Below are 18450 nucleotides of genomic sequence, written 5' to 3' on the forward strand. Positions count from 1 at the left end.
AACCTATACCCCTCAAGGGCGTTCGGCCGATGCCAAACCGTGACAGCTCTTTAACCAAACGTGCAGCGCGCGGGAGGAGATCTCATCCTCCAACCGCGTAACCTGTTATTTGCCTTAGGTTATTTCGCGCTCGCAAAATTGCGTATCGAAGGAGGTTCATGCCGCCGCTCGATGCGTTGGATCATGCGTCGTCAAAAACCGTTGCACGCCAACGACACCCGCACCCGGGCGAGTCGATACCCGAATTCGCCTGGCCCACGCTAGCGTTGGGCGCGGGGGCGTTGATCGTCTTCGCTTTTTCGACGGTCGCCGCGATCGGCGGTTCCGCTCCCGCGTGGTTGACCATCTCGGTCAACACCGCGGTCGTCTATGCGATGTTCATGGTGGCCCACGATGCGCTGCACCACTCGGTCTCCTCGGTGAACTGGGTGAACTCGGTGATCGGTCGGGCGGCTTGGCTCTTTGTCGCACCGACGTTTTCGTTGCCGTCGTTCAGCTACGTCCACCTCACGCACCACCGCAACGCCAACGACGGCGAGAACGACCCGGATATGTTCGCCACCCACGGGCCGGCCTGGCAGCTGCCCTTCCGCTGGGCGCTGATGGATGTCTTCTATGCCGTCTGGTACTGCCGCCAGCTCAAGCGGCGGGTGCGTCTGTCCTGGCGCCGCCCGCTGACCGAGGTCGCCGAAACGGCGGTGGTGTTCTCGTTGAGTTTCGCGGGTGTCTGCATCGCGGTTGCCACCGAAAACTTCTGGATCGTCGCGAGCGTGCTGCTGATTCCGCAGCGCATCGGGATGGTGATCCTGGGCTGGTGGTTCGATTGGTTGCCGCACCACGGGCTGGAGCAGACCCAGCAGGAGAATCGCTACCGCGCCACCCGGAACCGGGTCGGCATGGAGCAGTTGCTGATCCCGGTCATGCTGTCCCAGACCTATCACCTGGTGCACCACCTGCACCCGTGGTTGCCGTTCTACCGGTATGCGCAGGCCTGGCGAGGCAACGAGGACGCCTACCTGGCCCAGGATCCGGCTATCGCCACCGTCTTCGGTCGGGAACTGACCTCCGACGAGTACCGGGAGTGGAAGGCCAGGTAGCTCAGCGCACCCGGAAGATCACCGTCCGCTGCACGATGAAGTTGATGACGGTCGCGGTGCCCTGCGCGGCCACGAACGCCACCGGCAGCGCCCACCGCTGGTAATCGAGCAGCTCCAGCACCAGGTGGTTGATCCCCACCTGTACGGCGAACGTGAGCGCGTAGAGCGCCATCACCGCGATGAACCGGCCGGTGTGCGCCGAGGACTGAAACGTCCACCGCCGGTTGATCAGATACGCGGTGATGGTGCCGGCGATGAAGCTGATCGCCTTGGCCAGGTCGACCTTGACGCCGAAGCCCAGGTACAGCAGCAGGTACAGCCCGAAGTCCACCACCGCCGACATCGCCCCGGTGACCAGGAAACGCCACACTTGAGTCGATAACGGCAGGCTGGTGTTCGTCGAAGCGGTCTCGGCCACCCGGGAAGCTTAAGTCCTAGGCTGAAGACCATGCCCGCGGTCATCGCCGATATCGAGGCGATACCGCTGCGCATCCCGCTCAAACCCGACCTGCCCGGGGCCGCGTTGTGGGGTGAGGCGCTGAGCGCCGCGGACTCGTTGCTGGTCAAGGTGACCGTCAGCGACGGCACGGTGGGCTGGGGCGAGGCCTTCGGGCTCTACGGCACCGCGCTGGCCGCCCACGCGCTCGACGAGCTCATCACCCCGCTGTGCCTGGGTCGCGACGCCGCCGACATCGCGGCGCTGACCGACCGCGTCCAACGCAAGCTGCACGTCTTCGGCCGCGGCGGCGCGATCACCTACGCGCTGTCCGCGGTCGACATCGCGCTGTGGGACATCGCCGGCAAGCGCGCCGGCGTGCCGATCTCGAGGTTGCTGGGGGACGGTCTTCGGGACATGCCCTGCTACGCCAGCCTGGCCTGCTACACCGAGCCGCGCCGAGTCCGCGCCGCGGTGCGCCGCGTCCTCGACGCCGGATTCACTGCGATCAAACTGCACGAATCCCAGCTTCTCGCAATCCAATCAGCGCGCGACGAGGCCGGGCCCGAGGTCGCCCTGATCGTGGACGCCGGTTGTGCCTGGACGCTTGAGCAAGCCCGAGCCGTCGCCTCCGACCTGCACGCGGTGGGCATGCTGTTCCTGGAGGAGCCGCTGTGGCCGCCGGAGAACTTCGCCGGGTTGGCCGAACTGCGGCACAGCACCGGCCTGCCGGTGGCCTCCGGCGAGAACGTCGGAACCGTCCTGGAATTCGAGCGGCTACTCGCGGCGGGCGCGGTGGATTTCGTGCAACCCAGCCCGGCAAAGATGGGTGGTATCACCGAGCTGCGCAAGGTTTTTCCACTCGCTGCCGCCCACGGCGTCGCGGTGATGACGCACTCCTTCTACGACGGGCCAGGGCTGCTCGCTGCGATCCAGGTGGCCGCCGCGCTGGGCGGTGCCGACGCGATGATCGAGTGGCGCTGGTTCGACCTGGAGGCCTCGATCTACGGCGACGCGCTGGCGCCGGCGGACGGGCGGATCGCTGTGCCGCAGGGGCCGGGCCTGGGTATCGACCCGGATCCCGAGGTGATCAGCGCCTACCGCTGCGACGGCGCCAGACGGTGACACTGAATCACACCAGCCCCATGGGTACCTGGTTGAAACCATGTGGATGTTGCCGAATCGGATATCGGCGGCGATAGCAAGGCGGCAGGTTCGCTCGCCTACGCAGGCGGATCAGCGCGTTTTCGCCCTCTGATATCACTGGCGCTATCCGATTCGGCAACATCCACATGTTCCCCTGACGGTAGGGAAGTGACGGATGGGACCCAACCCGCCAAGCCAGCCAGCCGGGCTACACCCAGTACGCCACCCGCGCCCGGAACTGGCGCAGCACCATTGCGGCCACCGACCAACCGACCACCGTCAGCACCAGCACCACCGCCCAGTGCCGCAGCGGCTGGGGCGCGCCCAACAACGGAGCCCGCACGATCTCCAGGTAGTGCATCAGCGGGTTGAACTCCACCACCGCGGTCCACCGCGACGCCCCCTGGGCGCGCAGCGTGTCGTAGTTCCAGATGATCGGGGTCATCAGGAACAGCAGCTGCACCACCGAGAACAACAGCGGCGAGATGTCGCGGTAGCGGGTGGCCAGAATCCCGAAACACAGCGACACCCACACGCAGTTCAGCGCGATGATCAACAGTGCCGGAATCACCGAAAGATCCGCCCACGACCAGGGTTTCGGAAAGATCAGCGCGATCGGTATATAGATGACGATGTTGTGGGCGAACAGGATCATCTGCCGCCACACCAGCCGGTAGACGTGCACGCTCAGCGGCGTCGGCAACTGCTTGATCAGACCCTCGTTGGCGACGAACACGTCGGCGCCCTCCAGGATGGCGGCGTTCAGCAGGTTCCACACGATCAGTCCCAGCGTCACGTACGGCAGGTGCACCGCCAGGTCGAGGTGAAACAGCTTGGAGTACAACCCGCCCATCGCCACCGCGGTGGTCGCGGTGCCGATGGTGATCCAGAACGGCCCCAGGACCGAGCGGCGGTACCGCTGCTTGATGTCCTGCCAGCCCAGGTGCAGCCACAGCTCATGGCGGCGGAACCCGCCGGCCAGATCGGCGCCCGCCCGCGCGAACGTCTTGGACTGCGCGGCGACATCAGTGAAACTCATTGCTGCCCCTCGGGTTTGGCGAACTGCTCGCGGCGCCCCAACCGGCGCAGCCGGACCCATTCGACCAGGCCGGCCATGTCCCCGCGGCGCGACACCAGGAAGAACCAGCCGAACCGCAGCCACTCCTGGATCAGCAGCCGGCGCATCCCGGGCTGCGACATCAAATAGCCGCGGTTGCGGTAGGTGTAAAACCGCTTGGCGGCGTTGTCCGGGTACTGGGTGTGCATCCGGCCGGCCAGAATCGGCTTGAACTCCGCCGACCCGCACGGGTGCAGGTAGGCCGCGTTCAAACACGTCCCGAACGCCAAGCCGGAGCGCACCAGCCGGCGGTGCACCTCCACCTCGTCGCCGCGCATGAACAACCGCAGATCCGGCACCCCCACCGCATCCAGTGCGTCGGCGGTGAACAGTGCGCCGTTGAACAGCGAGGCGATCCCGGGCAGCAAGTCCCCACCGCCCTCGCGTAATTCGCTCACCAGCCGTCGCCACACCAATCCGCGTCGCAGCGGGAACGCCAGCCGGGACGGATCGTCGATGTTGCACACCATCGGCGACACCTCCGCCAGCCCGTGCTGTGCAGCGCATGCCAGCAACGCGGCCAGCACGCCGGAATCGGCCGGGTGCCCGTCGTCGTCGGCCAGCCACACCCAGTCCGCGCCGGCAGCCAAAGCATGCAGGATCCCCAACGCGAAACCGCCTGCGCCGCCGAGGTTTCGCTGCGACCCGAGATAGGTCGAGGGCACCGTCACACCGGCCACCAGCCGCGCCACCGCAGGATCGTTGTCGTTGTCGACGACGATCACGTGGTCCGGCGCCCGACTCTGGCTCACCAGCGCCTTCAGCGACTCGGCCAGCTGATCGACCCGACGGTGGGTGACAACGACCGCGTAAACGGTTTCGCTCACGCCTGGTCCCGCGTCTCGGCGAGCACCTCGCGCACGTGCCGGGCGGCGTCGGGACCCTCGTAGGCGCCGACCACATCCTCGATTCCGCCGGTCATCTTGATGGTGCCGTGGTCGATCCACATCGCGGTCTTGCACAGCCGGGCCAGAAACTCGTTGGAGTGGCTGGCGAACACCAGGATTCCGGAGCGTTCGACCAGCTTCTGCAGCCGCGTCTGGGCCTTCTTCAAGAACTCGGCGTCCACCGCGCCGATGCCTTCGTCGAGCAGCAGGATCTCCGGGTCGATGCTGGTGACCACGCCCATCGCCAGGCGCACCCGCATGCCGGTGGAGTAGGTGCGCAGTGGCATCGCCAGGTAGTCGCCCAGCTCGGTGAATTCGGCGATCTCGTCGACCTTGGCGGCCATCTGCTTGCGGGTCTGCCCGAGGAACAGCCCGCGGATGATGATGTTCTCGAACCCGGAGATCTCCGGGTCCATGCCCACGCCGAGGTCGAACACCGGCGCCACCCGGCCCACCACCGAAGCCGAACCCCTGGTCGGCTCGTAGATACCCGAAAGCAGCCGCAGCAGAGTGGATTTGCCGGCGCCATTGTGGCCGACCAGACCCACCCGATCGCCGAGCGACAGCGACATGGTGATGTCGCGCAGCGCCTCGACGACCACCACGTTGGAGTTGTTGCGCCCGATCGCCCCGCCGGCCTTGCCGAGGAACGCCTTCTTCAACGACCGCGACTTGGCGTCGAAGATGGGGAACTCGACCCAGGCGTCCTGGGTCTCGATTCGGGGCTCGGTGGCGGACAACGCGACTACAGGTACTGACCGGAGCCGGTGTGGCCATGTCCGGCGTGCCCGCCGGCGGTGGGCCCGGCCGGCAACGCGCCGTGGCGCATCTGCTCCAGCTGCGCGCGCGCAGCCATCTGCTGGGCGAACAACGCGGTCTGGATGCCGTGGAACAGCCCTTCCAGCCAACCCACCAGCTGGGCCTGGGCGATCCGCAGCTCGGCGTCCGAAGGGGTGGCGTCCTCGCGCAGTGGCAGCGTCAGCCGCTCCAGCTCCTCGCGCAGCTCCGGGGCCAGGCCGTCCTCAAGTTCGCGAATAGAAGCCGCGTGCACCTCACGCAACCGCACCCGGCTGGCGTCGTCCAGCGGGGCCGAGCGCACCTCCTCGAGCAGCTGCTTGATCATGGTGCCGATCCGCATCACCTTGGCGGGCTGCTCGATCAGGTCGGTCAGCGACTGCTCGTCACCCTCGGACTCGGCGTCCCCCGACATCCCGGCCGCCAGCAGCCGCGGGTCCGCGCCGCTGATGATCTCGACACCATCTTCGTCGTTACTGCCGGTGCTCACCGCCACCGCCTCCCTGCCATTCGTAGATGCTCGCCCCGCCATTGTCGTAGATCTTGGCCCAGGACCGCGATTTCTCCAGAGACAGTAGCCCGTCGGGCAGAGTGAACCCGCGCACCGTCGGACTGCTGATCAGCACGTACCGGATACCCAAAGATTGCACGGCTTGCGCCACCCGCGGATCGGTGTCGGCGTCGTCGGCGTAGGCCCAGAAGATGAACCGCTGCGGCCCGGGCCCCTGCTGCTGGGGGTAGTCGTAGTGCGTCCACAGCGGATGCAGGCCCGCGACCGCGTACATCCAGGCGCTGCCGTCGACGTTGGCGTTGCCGATCACGGTGTCGCGGGCCCCGGGCAGCCGGGCCAGATAGGTGAAGGCCTCCAGGTCGCGGGCGTCGATCATCACCGAGTCGTACTTGTCGCCGAACAAGAAAGCGTGCCGCGGCAGGTAGTGCCAGGCCAGCCCGACCGTCGCCCCGACCAGCAGCGCCGCCACCAACGGCGAGCAGTCCCCCGCAAGCGGGAGGTGCCCCCAGTCAAAGCCCCCTAAACGGCCCTTTTTTAGGGGCTTTCGCGTCTGCTCGGCGAGGAAAAGAGCCAACCACGCCAGCCCCGCCCCGGCCATCGGGATCAACAGCAACGTCATCGCCGCCATGATCCGGCGCGGGTCGCTGTAGAACAGGTCGGTGAAGCGGCCGACGACGGCGCCCACCGGGCCCCCGAGCGGCGCCGAGGAGTGCACCACCCCGACCACCAGCACCGCCCACAGCGCCAGCGGCCAGTACACCTTCTTCGCGACCAGCAGCACCGCGCCCACGGCGGTCAGGCCGACCAGCGTGTACTGGATCGGAAAGTCATTGAGGTGGCGGGTGTGCAGCAACAGCGCGTCGCGCAGCCCGGACTTGCGGCCCTCATGGGTCAGAAACGAATGCCCGGCGATGATGTCGGCCTGCTGGCGCACGCTCAGCAGCTGCGGGAGCAGCAACAACCCGGTCGGCACCAGCACCGCTAACAGTGCCAGGGTGTCACGGCGCTTGCCGCGCAACGGGTTCCACAGCGCCCCGTCCTTGGGGCACAGCCACCAGGCCGCCAGCAGCAGCACCGTCACCACGCCCCCGGTCAGATGCACCGAGAACACCCCGACCAGTGCCAGGACCGCCACCGGCACCCGGTCCCGCAGGGTGCGCACGCTGGTGACCAGCGCGAACGTCGGCACCACCAGCCCGTAGGCCACCAGGTTGGGCATGGCCGCGGTACCGAACTCGACGTAGGGCAGCGCGGTGAACGACGCCGACAGCGCCGCGGCGGTGCTGGAGGCCACCGCAAGCCGCCGGGTGGTGGTGACCCGCTGCAGCAGATTCCAGGTGAGCAGTGCGGCGCTGACCGGGAACAGCCACACCGAGGCGGCCAGGCCGGCGAGCGTGCAGCCGGTGGTGGGCGCGGCGCCGGTCAGCTGGCACAGCACCGCGGTCAGCGCGTGAAACGCCGACGGATAGTAGAGCGGGGCGTGCGTCTCGACGTTGCGCAGCTCACCGGCGTGGGTGGGGGAGGCCTGGCCGGTGTCGAGAATGAAGCGGACGGTGTTGGCGTGCCAGACCGCGTCCCAGGTGCTGGGGATGCTCTGCCAATCCGGAATGCCCCGTACCGCCGCCCAGCCGATCAGCAGCATGCCCAGCAACACCCCGGCGGCCACGGTGAGGATCGTCGCGACCCCCGCCGTCGGTGCCCCGACGTGGATGCCGGGACGACGGTCCAGCAACCCCCGAACCCCTCGGGCCAGCAGGCCCACCAGCGCGCCGACCACCACCAGCGTGGCCAGTGCGGTGCCCGCATTCCAGGGAATTCCCCAGGCGCCGAACGGCACGATGGCCAGGCCGACCAGCCCATACGTCAGCGCCGGGCCGACCGTGACGGCCAGTGGCCAGGTCAGCCGTGCAGCGGCGGCGACGAGTGCCCCCGGTGCGACCAGCAGCAGTAGCGCGGCAACCATTCCGAACCCCAGAAGCACTGCACTAGTATGTCTGTCAAGGTGACACGGCTCAGCGCTGCGGGGGGAGCTATCCGGTTATCCGAGACTTTCACCTGATCACCCGATTTTGAGAAGTTCTAAGGTGGCTGACATGGCCTTCGACGTCGCCAGGGTGCGTGGACTGCACCCGACGCTCGGTGACGGATGGGTGCACCTCGACGCGCCGACGGGCATGTTGATCCCGGACTCGGTGGCGACCACGGTATCGACGGCGTTCCGCGGTTCGCTGGCGACGTCGGCGGGGCCGCACCCGGCGGCCCGGCGCAGTGCGGCGGTGCTGGTGGCGGCGCGACAGGCGGTGGCCGACCTGGTCGGCGGCGATCCCGCCGGGGTGGTGCTGGGCCCGGACCGGGCGGTGCTGCTGAGCGCGCTGGCCGATGCCGCGTCGTCGCGGGTGAGCCTGGGCTACGAGACGGTGGTCAGCCGGCTCGACGACGAGGCCAACATCGCGCCGTGGGTGCGCGCCGCCAACCGCTACGGCGCCAAACTCAAATGGGCCGAGGTGGACATCGAGACCGGGGAACTGCCGAGTTGGCAGTGGGAGAACCTGATCACCCCGTCGACCCGGCTGGTGGCCGTCACTTCGGCGTCGGGTGTGCTGGGCACCGTCACCGACCTGCGACCGGTCACCAAGCTGGTCCACGACGTGGGCGGGGTGGCCGTCGTCGACCATTGCGCGGCGGCGCCCTACCAGTTGCTCGACATCAACGACATCGAGGCCGACGTGGTGGCCCTCAACGCGGCCAGCTGGGGCGGCCCGCCGGTGGGCGCGCTGGTCTTCCGCGACCCGGCGCTGATCGACACGTTCGGGTCGGTGTCGCTGAATCCGCATGCCGTGGGCCCGGCGCGTCTGGAAGTCGGCCTGCACCAGTTCGGTCTGCTGGCCGGGGTGGTGGCCAGCGTGGAATACCTGGCCTCGCTCGACGAGTCCGCCCGGGGCACCCGGCCCGAGCGGCTGTCGATCTCCATGCAGTCCGCCGGGCAGTACCTGGACCGGCTGTTCGACTATCTGGTCGGCGCGCTGCGATCGCTGCCGCTGGTGATGATGATCGGCCAGCCCGAGCTGCGCATCCCGGTGGTCAGTTTCGCGGTGCAGAAGGTGCCCGCCGAGCGGGTGGTGCAACGGCTGGCCGACAACGGCGTGCTGGCCATCGCCAACGCCGGGTCGCAGGTGCTGGACGTGATCGGGGTCAACGACATCGGCGGGGCGGTCACCGTCGGGTTGAGCCACTACTCGACGATGGCCGAGGTCGACCAGCTGGTGCGTGCGCTGGCTTCGCTGGGCTGACGGTTTCTCGCACACCGAAATCCCATCTGCCCCAACGGTAACCGGGCCGCAGGGGTGTGGTGAGTGCCCGCCTTTGAGCGACAACCGCCGTTATGTCAGGCCGGTCCGCGCGGGTAACGGCTTCGGCGCTTGACATAACACGCGTTGTCGCTCAGAGCCGGGCACATCTCTATATGGTTCAGAATCCGGCGCCATGTTTCAGAATCCGGCGCCGCCCGACACGCAGTACGACTCGGCCGAGTCGGCCGCGCGGGCTGGCTTTATGGCGGATCCCTTCGCCCGGCTCCGCCGCGCGTGCGATCCCGCTACGCTGTGGGCCGTTACCGAAGCAGCTGGCGAAGGCAGAACATGGCAGAACCGACGACTTCCTTGGCCCCTTTGGCTCTGGACACCCTGGTTGACCTGATGCAGCAGCAGGCTGCCCGTCATCAGGACACGCCCGCGTTCATCTTCTGCCCGGAAGGCGATATCGAAGAGGACCGCATCACCTACCGCGACCTGGATCGTCGCGCCCGCGCGATCGCCGCGAGCCTTCAACGCAAGGGCGCCGCCGGGCAGCGGGTGCTGGTGTTGTGCCGCCCCGGTGTGGACAGCGTCGCCGGGCTGTTCGGTTGCTTCTACGCCGGCGCCGTCGCGGTCCCGGTCGACGAGCACTGGCCGATCCGGCGGATCGAGACGGTCGTGCCCGAGGCACAGGCGCGCTTCGCGTTGGCGACCGCCAAGACCCAGGCCAAGATGAAGGCCGCCGTGGGAGGGCTGACCGATAAATCGGTGACCTGGCTGGCGATGGATGAGCTCGATGACGACGGCGCGACGTGGGTGCCGCAGGACGTCGAGAAAGACACCATCGCGATGATCCAGTACACCTCGGGCTCGACCGGGGTGCCTAAGGGTTGCGTGCTGACGCACGGCAACTACGTGAGCAACCTCGAGGTCATGCGCTGGGCCCTGAATCCGCCCGACGACGCTCCGGTGCTCAACAGCCCGATCAGCGGGGTGTCCTGGTTGCCGCAGTACCACGACATGGGTTTCGTCGGGGGCATCCTGGGCACCATTTACGGCGGCCGCACCACGGTGCTGATGTCGCCGAGCGCCTTTCTGATGCGCCCGATCCGCTGGCTGCAGGCGATATCGCGCTTCGGTGCGACGATCACCGCCGCACCCAGCTTCGCCTACGAAGCCTGCGTCAAACGCACCACCGCAGAGCAGCGTGCCGCGCTGGACCTGTCGAGCTTGTCGATCGCAGTGATCGGCGCCGAGCCGATCAGCGCCGAGACGCTGCAGTCCTTCGCCGAGGCGTTCGCGCCGGCCGGGTTCCGGCCCGAGGCCTTTATTCCCGCGTACGGGCTGGCCGAGGCAACCCTGGGTGTGACGGGCATGTCCGAGTCACCGGTGCCGGTGGTCCGGCACATCGACCGGACCGCGCTCAGCGAGGAGCGGGTCGTCGAGGTGGCTGCCGACACCGCCGGGGCGGTACCCCTGGTGGCCTGCGGCGCCAAGGCGGAGAACCAGCAAGTCCTGATCGTTGACTCCGAGACCCGGTTGCGCCGCGCCCCTGAGGAAGTGGGCGAGATCTGGGTGTCCGGGCCCAGCGTCGGCGTGGGCTACTGGGGACGACCCGAAGAGACCGAGCATGCCTTCAACGCGTACTTGGCCGACACCGGGGAGGGCCCTTACCTGCGCAGTGGCGATCTGGGGTTCTTCCGGGACGGCGAGCTGTTCGTCACCGGCCGGTGCAAGGACCTGATGACCATCGGCGGCTACAGCCACTACCCCAATGACATCGAGCTGACCGTGCAGGCCTGCCATCCGGCGCTGCTGCCCAGCCGTGGTGCGGTTTTCCTGCTGCCGGGCAAGCGCAACGCCCCCGAGCATCTGGCGGTGGTGCAGGAGGTCCACCACCATGAGGCCGTCGGGGTCGATCTGGACGAGCTGATCCAATCGATCCGGGTGGCGATCCGCACCGACCACGGGATCGACGCGCAGACCGTGGTGCTGCTCAAGCCGATGCGGATCCCGACCACCACCAGCGGCAAGATTCAGCGCAGCGCGTGCCGGGACAAGTACCTCGCCGGTGAGCTGGTTCCGCTGGCGCAGTGGCAGGCGCCGCCGCCGGAAGACGCCACCCCGGACGTCAAGAGTGCGCTGGTGGGCGGCCTGGTGCGCCTCGCTGCGACCGGATTGGCGCAGCGCGGGCGGAAAACAACGGGGCGCGGTTGAGTTTCAGTCCCGCTGGGATCGCTGCTGCTGCAACGAATTTCGCATCGCATCGGCCAGTTTGCCGAAGTTCAGCCGCGGGCCTTTCGGGGCGGCGGGTGGCGGTGCATGCCACTGCGCCACCGGGGTGAACCCGCCGTCGACGAAGCGTTGCCGGCACGCGCTGCGCTGAATCTTGCCGCTGGTGGTGGTCGGGACCTGCATGGGCTCGACCAGCAGCACATCGTGCGCCGAAACATTGTGGGTGGCAAGGACCGCCGCGCGGATGGCCTCGACGGCGTCGCTGAGGTCGGAGTCCAGCGACGCGCGGTTCACCTCCTGCACGATCACCAGTTGCTCGTCGGCGCGCGGGTTCGGTTTGACCGTGAACACCGCGGTGCGGCCCGGCATCAGTGCCGGGTCACTGCCGCCCACGGTGTCCTCGATGTCGTTGGGGTAGTACTTGATGTCGCGGATCGTGATCAGGTCGTTCCACCGACCGGTCACGAATAGCTCACCCGCGCAGACGAACCCGAGGTCGCCGGTGCGCAGGAACGGGCCCTCACCGGTGTCGGCCAGTGTCGCGCCGAAGGTGCGTTCGGTCTCCTCGGGCCGCCCCCAGTAGCCGTGCGCGATGCTGGGTCCGGATGCCCAGATCTCGCCGACCTGGTCGGGGCCGCACTGCAGCCGGGTCTCCGGATCGACGATCAGCACCCGCATCCCGTCCAGCTCGGTGCCGCAGCCCACCATCGGCAGGGCGTCGGGGTCGTCGGCCGCGACGTCGATCACCTGGTTTCGGCCCAGCGCGTTGCGGTCGACGTAGCGCACCCCGGCGACCTCCGGGCTCTGCATCGCGGTGACCAGCAGTGCGGATTCGGCCAGACCGAAGGCGGCCTGGATGCCGTTCAGCTGAAATCCGGCCGGGGCGAACGCCTCGGCGAAGTTCTGCAGGGTGGTCGCGCGGACCGGCTCGGTGCCGATCCAGGCGTGCGTCAGGTTGGACAGGTCCAGCGCCGCGCGCTGGGCCGGTGTGGTGGTCTTGACGCACAGGTCGTAGGCGAAGGTCGGCGCGCCGGTGATCGTGGCGCGGTGCCGCGACAGCATCTCCAGCCAGCTCGCCGGCCGCTTGATGAAGGTGTTGGGCGGCATCATGTATGTCGTGACGCCGACGTAGACCATCTCCAGGACGCCGCCGATCAGGCCCATGTCATGGTGCTGCGGCAGCCACCACACCGCGACGTCGCCGTCGTGGCCGTTCCACCGCTGGCGCACGACCTCCATGTTGTGCATCAGGTTGGCGTGGCTGACCATGACGCCCTTGGGGGATTTGGTCGATCCGGAGGTGTACTGGATCAAGGCGATGTCATCCGCGTCGATGTCCGGCGCGACCCATTCGGCGGCGTCCGCGGCGGGCTGGTCGAGGGTGCACCACTGCAGCGGGCGATCCGTGGTCAACGCGTCGATCGCCGGGCGGATCCGGGTCTGCATCTCGGCGGTGGCCAGGGCGAAGTCGGCCTGGATGTCGGTGGCGATCTGCTTGAGCCGGGACAAGGTCTCGTTCATCGGCGCGGCGATGGCGCCGGCGTAGACGCAGCCGAAGTAGCCGACGGCGTTGTCCAGGCCCGGCTCGCAGGCCAGCAGCACCCGCCGTCCGGCGGCACCGCGCCGTTGCAGCTCGGCTGCGAGGGCCCGGGCGCGCGCGTCGAGCTCGCTATAGGTGATGCGACTTAGCTCGGGACCGCCGTCCGGGCTGAAGCCGAACGCGACTTTGTCGCCGTAACGCTCGGCCTGCTGCTGCAGCAGGTTCATCAGGTTCGTTGCGCTCATGATGGCCCCACCTTAGCGACCTCCACCTCTCGGAATATCCGTTAACAAAAACCTGAGAAATTGATTTTCGCCCGAACGGACGCATCGGTGTGATAGGTCTACAGGCGTCCGCTAGGCCGGACATGTATCGCCTCACGTGCGATTCCATGATGTTCTGTGTGCGTTTTTCATGAGAAAAATTCCGCTTCGACAAAGTTAAATACTCATGTAAAGTTCAGCAACGTCCATGATCAGTTTCCGTAGGAGAGCATGATGCAGCTGGCGCTTCGCCCGTACGTCACCCCCGGCGTCGTCATTGCGGGCGCCACGCTCGTGGCGGTCAATGCGGCCGTCCCGACGGCCGTTCTGAAGCCGCCAGCCGAGATCCGCGAGGTCCTGCCAGACGTCCAGCACCGTCCGGTGGCGCTCACCGCCGGGCCGGACTTCTTCCAGCCCTACGTCGACCTGTTCAACAACACCGCCACCAACTTGGTGGCGATGGGGTCGGACAACGGCTGGGGCAACCTGATCATGCAGATCCTCAGCGATCCGGCGTCGTTGTCGAAGTTGCCGGAAGTGATCGACTTCCTCACCGACCCGATGCCGCAGATCAGCGGCAGCGACCCGATTATGGTCATGCTCTCGCCGCTGCTGACCATGGGCATGGGCCTGATCGGCCCGCTGGTCGCCGTCAACAACGCCTGGCACGACATCAACGAGCAGATCTGGAACCCGACCAACCCGATGGACCCGTTCGCGGCGATCTTCACCGCGCCGGCCGTCTTGCTCAACGCCTACCTCAACGGCACCGACACCCTGGACATTCTGGGCATCCACATCCCGGCCTGGAACGGCATCCTGGTCCCCGGCCAGAACCTGCAACTCGACCTGACCGCCGGCGACGTGGTCGAGGGCCTGAAGATCGGTGATCAGACCGTAGCCAGCCTGCTCGACCAGACCGGGATCGGCACGATGTCGGTGGCGGGCATGCTGACCGGCCTGCTGGACAGCCTGGGCCTGGGCAGCCAGACTCCCGTCGACCTGCTCGACTCCCTCGGACTCGCCGACCAGCAGATCTCCAGCGTGTTGTCGACCGTGCTCGACGCCGTCGGGATCGGCGACCCCACCATCACCGACATCATGAGCCAGTTGGGGATCGGCGACGTCGAGGTGGCCGACCTGGTCATCGACCTGACCCGCGCGCTGGGCTTCGACAACCCGACGGTCACCGGCATCGCCGACAGCATCGGCGTGGCCGACCTTAAGCTGGCCGACCTCGGCATGAGCGTGTTCAACGCGCTGGGCATCGGCGACCCGACCGTCAGCGGTCTGCTCGGCCAGATCGGCGCCGACGACCTGACGCTGAACGGACTGCTGACCACCGCGGTCGACGCCCTCGGCCTCGGCGGGCAGACCCCGGCCTCCCTGATCGACGCCCTCGGCGGTGGCGACCTGACCAGCCACGAGGTGATCACCTCGCTGCTCGGCGGTCTGGGCCTGGGCAACCAGACGCTGTTCGACCTGCTGAGTCAGGCGGGCGTGGCCGACGCCGACATGGGCCAGATCGCGATCGCCATCCTCGGCGACGCCGGCAACACCTCGATGAACGACGTGCTCGAGGCGGCGGGCTTCGCCAATGTCACGGTCAAGGACCTCACCGACATGATGGGCCTCACCAACCTGTCGCTGGGCACGATATTCGGCAACCTGCAGAGTATGGGGGTCATCGGGAACCTCACGATCAACGACTTCATCGCCGCCACCGGCGGCACCCCGCTGGCCAAGGGTGGCGACACCTCACTGATCGAAGCGCTGGGCGGCCAAACCCTCGGCCAGATCCTGGGTGACCAGGGCCTGCTCGATCAGCCGCTCTCTGCACTGCTCGGCGAGATGGGCACGATGTCGCTGGCCGACATGATCCGCGAGAACTTCTCGATGCCGCTGATCGACATGCTTGCCGGCTCCGGCATGGCCGACATGACCCTGAACGACCTGGTCCTGTCGATGATGCCCAACCAGCCGCTGACCGAACTACTCGGCGACATGGGCAACACCACCCTCGCCGATCTGATCAACCAACTCGTCCCGGCCAACGTGACCATCGTCGACATGCTCAACGACGCGGGCATCGGCGATCAGCACATCAGCGACCTGCTCAACCAGTTCCTGGGTGACAAGACCGTCGCCGGCGCGCTCGACGACGGCGGCATGGGCAGCATGCACCTCGACGACATCATTCGGCAGGCGCTGGGCGGCCAGAGCCTCAACGACATGCTCGGCGAGTTCGGTATCGGCGGTCAGTCACTGAGCGACCTGTTCGACCAGTTCTTCGGCGACTTGACTGTCGGCGGCGCGCTCATCGACGTCGGCCTGGGCGATCAGACCCTCAACGAGCTGATCGACTCCCTATTCGGGGCGTCGACCGTGAGCTCGCTACTCGGCGACTTCGGCGCCCAGACCGTCAACGAACTACTGGAGTCCATGGGTCTGGGCGACCTCACGGTGATCAACGCCCAGATCGAAGAATTCTTCGGCTCGATGGCCTACTTCATCGACGGCCTGCCGAACCAGATCGCGGCGGTGCTCGGTGCTTAAACAACTCCAGCGCCCCAACAACTTTGGAGCTTCCGTCCGGGAGGGCATCATGCAGCAGACACTTCGTCCCTACGTCACCACCGGCTTGGCCATCGTCGGGGTGGGGCTCGTCGCGGTTCCGTCCGCGGGGTCGCAGCTGCCGCACCTACAGCGGCTCGCCGCGGTCGAGCAGCGGGCCGTCGAGCTGACCGCGGGCGGCGACTTCTTCTCGCCGTACACTGACCTGTTCAACAACACCGCCGCCAACCTGCAAGCGCTGAACCAGAATTCAGTCGACATGTGGGGCTTGCTGCAGCACATCTTCACCAACCCGCAGCAGGCGATGGCCGGCATCCCGGACGTCATCAACATCTTCACCAACCCGCTGCCCACCATCGACGCGCAGCTCCTGCCGTTCCCGGCCGACATCAGCGTGCAGCTGCCCATGTGGCTGAGCTCGATGCTCGCCGGGGTGGGGCCGTGGATCAACGTCTTCAACGCCATGCAAGATCTGATGGGCCAGATCTTCAACTTCCAAGACCCGATGGCGGCGCTCTCCGCGTTGTTCGGTGCGCCGGCGACCCTGCTGGACGCTTTCCTTAACGGCCACAGCAGCTTTGACCTCGGCGGCTTCAGCATCCCGTTGTTCAACGGTCTGCTCACCTCGGCTCCGCTCGGCATCAACATCGATGTCGGCACCATCGTCGACGCCAGCGGAATGGGCAACGAGACCCTGACCGGCCTGCTCAGCGAGATCGGTATCGGCGACACCCCGTTGGACACGCTGATCATCGATCTCCTCGACCAGCTCGGCTTCGGTCACATGACCCCGGTGGACCTGCTCAACGACTTCGGGATCGGCACCGAGTCGCTGTCCAACCTGCTCATCGGCTTGTTCAATGAGGCCGGCATCGGCAACCCCACCATCGCCGAACTGCTGTCCGACCTCGGCGGCATCAACCCGGACGACTCGATCGCCAGCCTGCTGATCGCACTGCTCAACTCGACCGACATCGGTAACCCCACGCTGTCCGAGCTGATCCTGGACCTCGTCGGCGGTGACGAGCAGTCGGTGGGAGGGCTGATCAAGGACCTGCTCGGCGCTTCGGGCAGCGAATCCCTCGCCAGCCTGGTCGACCCGACCTGGACCATCGGTGGCCTGCTGACGGATGCGATGGGCAATCCCCCGCTGACCGATTTCTTCGAGCAGCTGGGCCTGGGCAGCATGACCCTGGGCGCCATGGTCGGCGGCATGTTGGGCGAGATGGGCGATGACACGTTGCTCGAGCTGCTCAACAACGGATTCCTCGGGCCCGACATCACCGGCAGCACCGGACTGTTGGAGATGTTGAGTTCGATGTTCCCGCCCGGCACCACCTTCAGCGACTTTATGGGCGAGTTCGGCGACCAGACGGTCGGCGAACTGCTGGCTTCCATGCCGGTCGGCGAGAACGAACTCGGCATCGACCCGCTCACCTCGATGGTCGACATCAAGTTCACCCAGCTGATGTCGATCGCCGGCATCGGCGACACCCCGCTGGCCGAGCTTGCACCGGACCAGGCCAGCCTGATCGAGAAGATCGGTAACCCGACGCTCAATGCGCTGTTGGGAACGAACACCGTCGGCCAGACCCTGACGAACCTGCACCTTTACGACATGACGATGGCTCAGGCCGTCCAGGCCATGGGCCTGTCCAACTACCAGTTGGAGACGCTGTTCGAAGGCTTGGGCAACCTGAGCGGCAACGTCACGCTGGAGCAGTTCTTCACCGACTTGGGCTTCAACCCGACCCTGTCGGAGCTCTTGGAGCGTCTGCTCGACGGGATGGGCCTGAGCGACGTCAGCCTGCTGACCCTCTTCGCCGATTGGGGCATGGGCAGCATTGGGCTGGAGAACCTGATCGATGCGCTGGGCTTGGACAACATGAACATCTCTTCGATGCTCAGCGCTCTCGGCCTGAACAACATCGACCTGGACATGTTCATCGACCGAATCGGGTTGAGCGGCATCTCGATTGCCGGTCTGCTCAGCGATTTGGGTATGGACAACAGGCACCTCGACGAGGTCATCAACGACCTGCTGGGCGCGACGTCGATCGGGAGCATGCTCGGTGGCCTCGGTCTCGACGAGGTGCATCTGGACACCTTCATCACCGACTTGATGACCAGCGTGCTGGGCGACCCGACCGTGGGAACGCTGCTGGGCTGGCTGGGCCTGGACAGCAACGATCTGAGCACCATCGTGGCGAACCTCGGTCTGGGCGATTGGTCGATCAACTCGCTGCTCACGGATCTGGGCTTGGGCACCACCACCATCGACGACCTGCTCAGTGGGCTGGGCCTGTCGGATGTGGGCCTGGTCGATGTCAACGCCGACTTCTTCGGGCTGCTTCCCGAGTGGTTCAACAACATTCCGCAACAGATCGCCGAAGCGCTGGGCTTCTTCGGCTGATTCTGCTGCTACGGCAAGCCCATGTTCCTCCAGAACTAAACGACAACAGAGCTAGCACACCTGTGGGCCAGCACAGATAGGAAATCCCAAATGGCTGTAGGGCGTAACACTTCGGGCAACGGTCTCCCACGTCGGCGGCAGCG

At 66.8% G+C, this 18450-nt stretch carries 13 protein-coding genes; 6 read left to right on the top strand and 7 right to left on the bottom strand.

Annotated elements, in window-relative coordinates:
- The first annotated feature begins 158 nt into the window (after positions 1 to 158).
- Positions 159 to 1097 carry a fatty acid desaturase gene (locus AC5Y31_RS17245; protein WP_499981767.1) on the top strand — a complete coding sequence of 313 codons (939 nt, stop codon included), beginning with the start codon at positions 159 to 161 and terminating at the stop codon, positions 1095 to 1097.
- Position 1098: 1 nt separating this feature from the next.
- On the opposite strand, the gene AC5Y31_RS17250 is transcribed toward AC5Y31_RS17245, so the two are convergent.
- Entirely contained in the window at positions 1099 to 1515 is a 417-nt protein-coding gene (locus AC5Y31_RS17250) for a GtrA family protein (RefSeq protein ID WP_499981768.1), read from the bottom strand.
- Positions 1516 to 1545: 30 nt separating this feature from the next.
- Here AC5Y31_RS17250 and AC5Y31_RS17255 point away from each other — a divergent pair, with 30 nt between their 5' ends.
- Positions 1546 to 2658, top strand: coding sequence for a mandelate racemase/muconate lactonizing enzyme family protein (locus AC5Y31_RS17255; protein ID WP_499981769.1), 1113 nt, complete (start codon positions 1546 to 1548; stop codon positions 2656 to 2658).
- 229 nt (positions 2659 to 2887) lie between these two features.
- Here AC5Y31_RS17255 and wzm read toward each other — a convergent pair whose 3' ends face one another.
- Genes wzm through AC5Y31_RS17280 form a run of 5 tightly spaced genes read right to left on the bottom strand, consistent with a single transcriptional unit; the run spans position 2888 to position 7952 of the window.
- Positions 2888 to 3718: a galactan export ABC transporter permease subunit Wzm/RfbD gene (gene wzm, locus AC5Y31_RS17260; RefSeq protein WP_499981770.1), complete on the bottom strand. Its 831-nt coding sequence runs from the start codon at positions 3716 to 3718 to the stop codon at positions 2888 to 2890.
- A complete protein-coding gene (glfT1, locus tag AC5Y31_RS17265) occupies positions 3715 to 4623 on the bottom strand; it encodes a galactofuranosyltransferase GlfT1 (RefSeq protein ID WP_499981772.1) in 909 nt (302 codons plus the stop codon). Before glfT1 ends, wzm begins: the two co-directional genes overlap by 4 nt.
- Positions 4620 to 5423, bottom strand: a complete 804-nt coding sequence (gene wzt / locus AC5Y31_RS17270) for a galactan export ABC transporter ATP-binding subunit Wzt/RfbE (RefSeq protein WP_065024016.1) — start codon at positions 5421 to 5423, stop codon at positions 4620 to 4622. The genes glfT1 and wzt overlap by 4 nt, the downstream gene beginning before the upstream one ends.
- Before the next feature lie 5 nt (positions 5424 to 5428).
- On the bottom strand, positions 5429 to 6010 hold the full coding sequence (locus AC5Y31_RS17275) for a bacterial proteasome activator family protein (protein WP_109470722.1): 582 nt from the start codon (positions 6008 to 6010) through the stop codon (positions 5429 to 5431).
- Positions 5952 to 7952: a DUF6541 family protein gene (locus AC5Y31_RS17280; RefSeq protein WP_499981795.1), complete on the bottom strand. Its 2001-nt coding sequence runs from the start codon at positions 7950 to 7952 to the stop codon at positions 5952 to 5954. Before AC5Y31_RS17280 ends, AC5Y31_RS17275 begins: the two co-directional genes overlap by 59 nt.
- 130 nt (positions 7953 to 8082) lie before the next feature.
- Between AC5Y31_RS17280 and AC5Y31_RS17285 the strand changes: the two genes are divergently transcribed.
- Both AC5Y31_RS17285 and AC5Y31_RS17290 read left to right on the top strand, forming a co-directional pair.
- Positions 8083 to 9279, top strand: coding sequence for a cysteine desulfurase-like protein (locus tag AC5Y31_RS17285; protein WP_499981773.1), 1197 nt, complete (start codon positions 8083 to 8085; stop codon positions 9277 to 9279).
- A gap of 348 nt (positions 9280 to 9627) precedes the next feature.
- On the top strand, positions 9628 to 11499 hold the full coding sequence (locus tag AC5Y31_RS17290) for a fatty acyl-AMP ligase (RefSeq protein ID WP_499981775.1): 1872 nt from the start codon (positions 9628 to 9630) through the stop codon (positions 11497 to 11499).
- 3 nt (positions 11500 to 11502) lie between these two features.
- On the opposite strand, the gene AC5Y31_RS17295 is transcribed toward AC5Y31_RS17290, so the two are convergent.
- Entirely contained in the window at positions 11503 to 13302 is a 1800-nt protein-coding gene (locus tag AC5Y31_RS17295; protein ID WP_499981777.1) for a fatty acyl-AMP ligase, read from the bottom strand.
- 252 nt (positions 13303 to 13554) lie between these two features.
- On the opposite strand from AC5Y31_RS17295, the gene AC5Y31_RS17300 reads away from it, so the two are divergent.
- Complete coding sequence (locus tag AC5Y31_RS17300; RefSeq protein ID WP_499981779.1) at positions 13555 to 15876, top strand: hypothetical protein; 2322 nt, start codon at positions 13555 to 13557, stop codon at positions 15874 to 15876.
- A gap of 49 nt (positions 15877 to 15925) precedes the next feature.
- Positions 15926 to 18307: a hypothetical protein gene (locus AC5Y31_RS17305; RefSeq protein WP_499981781.1), complete on the top strand. Its 2382-nt coding sequence runs from the start codon at positions 15926 to 15928 to the stop codon at positions 18305 to 18307.
- The last annotated feature ends 143 nt before the right edge of the window (positions 18308 to 18450 follow it).

The sequence above is a fragment of the Mycobacterium sp. NGS18 genome, assembly GCF_059813185.1.

Excerpts from the sequence above, each read along its gene's own strand:
- AC5Y31_RS17305 (WP_499981781.1), top strand. The coding sequence starts at position 15,926 with ATGCAGCAGACACTTCGTCCCTACGTCACCACCGGCTTGGCCATCGTC.
- AC5Y31_RS17255 (WP_499981769.1), top strand. The coding sequence starts at position 1,546 with ATGCCCGCGGTCATCGCCGATATCGAGGCGATACCGCTGCGCATCCCG.
- AC5Y31_RS17295 (WP_499981777.1), bottom strand. The coding sequence starts at position 13,302 with ATGAGCGCAACGAACCTGATGAACCTGCTGCAGCAGCAGGCCGAGCGT.
- AC5Y31_RS17290 (WP_499981775.1), top strand. The coding sequence starts at position 9,628 with ATGGCAGAACCGACGACTTCCTTGGCCCCTTTGGCTCTGGACACCCTG.
- AC5Y31_RS17280 (WP_499981795.1), bottom strand. The coding sequence starts at position 7,952 with ATGGTTGCCGCGCTACTGCTGCTGGTCGCACCGGGGGCACTCGTCGCC.
- AC5Y31_RS17285 (WP_499981773.1), top strand. The coding sequence starts at position 8,083 with ATGGCCTTCGACGTCGCCAGGGTGCGTGGACTGCACCCGACGCTCGGT.
- AC5Y31_RS17245 (WP_499981767.1), top strand. The coding sequence starts at position 159 with ATGCCGCCGCTCGATGCGTTGGATCATGCGTCGTCAAAAACCGTTGCA.
- wzm (WP_499981770.1), bottom strand. The coding sequence starts at position 3,718 with ATGAGTTTCACTGATGTCGCCGCGCAGTCCAAGACGTTCGCGCGGGCG.
- AC5Y31_RS17300 (WP_499981779.1), top strand. The coding sequence starts at position 13,555 with ATGCAGCTGGCGCTTCGCCCGTACGTCACCCCCGGCGTCGTCATTGCG.
- AC5Y31_RS17275 (WP_109470722.1), bottom strand. The coding sequence starts at position 6,010 with ATGGCGGGGCGAGCATCTACGAATGGCAGGGAGGCGGTGGCGGTGAGC.